Source organism: Anaeromicropila populeti (assembly GCF_900112775.1).
Lineage (GTDB): Bacteria > Bacillota > Clostridia > Lachnospirales > Lachnospiraceae > Anaeromicropila_A > Anaeromicropila_A populeti.
This window is the reverse complement of the sequence record NZ_FOYZ01000037.1, coordinates 1-2,498: the sequence shown is the minus strand read 5'-3', so window position 1 is coordinate 2,498 and position 2,498 is coordinate 1. Positions and strand designations below refer to the sequence as shown.

Annotated in this window: 2 protein-coding genes and 1 pseudogene; all 3 read left to right on the top strand. The window is 46.9% G+C overall.

Features of this window, described 5'->3' with window-relative positions:
• The first annotated feature begins 359 nt into the window (after positions 1–359).
• Complete coding sequence (locus tag BM305_RS18650; protein ID WP_092564495.1) at positions 360–809, top strand: gamma-glutamylcyclotransferase family protein; 450 nt, start codon at positions 360–362, stop codon at positions 807–809.
• Positions 802–987 carry a DUF5049 domain-containing protein gene (locus BM305_RS18645; protein WP_092564492.1) on the top strand — a complete coding sequence of 62 codons (186 nt, stop codon included), beginning with the start codon at positions 802–804 and terminating at the stop codon, positions 985–987. The genes BM305_RS18650 and BM305_RS18645 overlap by 8 nt, the downstream gene beginning before the upstream one ends.
• A gap of 64 nt (positions 988–1,051) precedes the next feature.
• Positions 1,052–2,404 (top strand): annotated as a pseudogene (locus BM305_RS18640) (terminase large subunit); the annotation flags it as partial.
• Between the last annotated feature and the right edge of the window lie 94 nt (positions 2,405–2,498).

Below are 2,498 nucleotides of genomic sequence, written 5' to 3'. Positions count from 1 at the left end.
TATTCATGGAGCCTTAAATTATATGACTCCAGTAGAATATCGTTTATCTAAAATGACCGAATAAAAATTGTATAAAAAAGTGTTGACAATCCACTACACGCAGGTAAGATAAGAAGCTACATTGTTCTCGCTCTTGCTCTCAACAACCAGGCACTCACACAGAAATGCGCCTCGGCAAAGAAACCGCAGGCTGAAAATGAAAAGTTCGCAATGCGGACCTACCTCAATCGCATCGGTTTCATCGGCGAGGAATTCGCAAACTGCCGGGAGCACTTGACCGCCCACCTGGACGGCTCGGCGGCTTGGCGATTTCGGGCAGCCTGAACGGTTGCCCCGCAAAAATAAGGAGGACAAAGACAATGAATAAAACATTCTATCTCGCCTATGGCTCAAATCTCAACCTTGAGCAAATGGCGCACCGTTGCCCCACAGCAAAACCTGTCGGGCCGGTAGTTTTGAAGGACTACCAGTTATTGTTTCGAGGGGCACACGGCGGCTCTGTGGCGACCGTGGAACCTTTTAAGGGTAAGACAGTGCCATGCCTGCTGTGGGAAATTACCCCGGCTGACGAAGCGGCACTCGATCGTTACGAGGGGTTTCCGTTCCTCTACCGAAAGGAAAAAGTCAAAGTCAGACTTGGAAAAAAGAACGTAGAAACTATGGTGTACATCATGAATGAAGGTCGACCACTTGGTACTCCAAGCTGTTATTATTACAGCGTTATTTTAGAGGGCTACAAGAGTGCGGACTTCGACATCAGCATTCTGAAAGAGGCTGTCGAGGATTCTAAGGAGGACATAAATGGATAAGAAGATAAAGGAGCAGATTCTCGCCATCCACGCAACAGGTGAAACAAACATGTTCGATGTGCCGAAGGTGCAGGAAATTGCTATGAGAGAGGGATACGCTGAGTTGCTTGTTTACCTTGCTGATAACACTGGTGCATATGCCCGTTTTATTCTGACGGGCGAAGAGATAAATAACTAAACACAGAGAACAGTGCCGAAAACGGCTCTGTTTCTCGTACAGATAGATTTGGAAGGCTTGCTTAATGCAGGTCTATTTTTATGCTCGGAAGGAGGCGGCGGATATACGAAAACTCAAGAAATACACACCAACCCGGTTTAAGTCGGCTGATTCCATCTATGATAAATCCTCCGCCGATTATGCCGTTGCTTTTATCGAAGCCCTCTCACATACCAAAGGCACGTGGGCGGGAAAGCCTTTTGAACTAATCGATTGGCAGGAGAGGATAATTCGTGATGTATTCGGAACTCTGAAGCCGAATGGCTACCGGCAGTTCAACACAGCTTATGTAGAAATACCTAAGAAGATGGGAAAAAGTGAGCTTGCGGCGGCTGTTGCCCTGTTGCTCACTTGCGGAGATAACGAGGAACGCGCCGAGGTTTACGGATGTGCTGCTGATCGCAACCAGGCATCCATCGTTTTTAACGTTGCGGCGGATATGGTACGGATGTGCCCGGCTCTGTCAAAGCGAGTGAAAATCCTCGACTCAATGAAGCGGCTCATCTATCAGCCGACAGGCAGTATTTATCAGGTGCTTTCAGCTGACGTAGGCAACAAGCACGGCTTCAACACACATGGTGTGGTGTTTGATGAACTTCATACCCAACCTAACCGAAAGCTGTACGACGTTATGACTAAAGGCAGTGGTGATGCAAGAATGCAACCACTGTATTTCCTTATAACTACTGCTGGGGACAACCAGAATAGTATCTGCTGGGAGGTACACCAGAAGGCCCTGGATATTATAAATGGCAGAAAAAACGATCCCACCTTCTACCCCGTTATATATGGGGCCGATCCCGAGGATGACTGGACAGATCCAAAAGTGTGGAAGAAAGCAAATCCATCTTTGGGAATCACCGTCAGCATGGATAAGGTTAAAGCAGCATTTGAATCAGCAAGACAGAATCCTGCTGAAGAGAACAGCTTCAGACAGCTTCGGCTCAATCAATGGGTAAAACAGGCTGTGCGCTGGATGCCAATGGACAAATGGGATGCCTGCGCTTTTGCAGTTGATCCGGAATTATTGCGAGGACGCGTTTGCTACGGCGGACTTGACCTCTCAAGTAGTACGGATATAACAGCGTTTGTTCTGGTGTTCCCACCGGAAGATGAAGCGGATAAATACACAGTTCTACCATTCTTCTGGATACCGGAGGATAACATCGATTTGCGGGTACGGCGTGATCACGTAAACTACGATGTGTGGAAAAAGCAAGGATTCCTACAAACCACCGAGGGTAACGTAGTACATTACGGCTTCATTGAATCGTTTATTGAAGAACTCGGTACAAAATATAACATTCGAGAAATTGCTTTCGACCGCTGGGGCGCAGTACAAATGACACAGAATCTTGAAAACCTCGGCTTTACGGTTGATATTGTCAATATCTCTTTACACTTTTTTCACAAGGATGTTCGACCTATGCCGCATCCTGTAAGGAGGCATAGTATTGTTGCCTCTTAATCAT

Excerpts from the sequence above, each read along its gene's own strand:
- BM305_RS18645 (WP_092564492.1), top strand. The coding sequence starts at position 802 with ATGGATAAGAAGATAAAGGAGCAGATTCTCGCCATCCACGCAACAGGT.
- BM305_RS18650 (WP_092564495.1), top strand. The coding sequence starts at position 360 with ATGAATAAAACATTCTATCTCGCCTATGGCTCAAATCTCAACCTTGAG.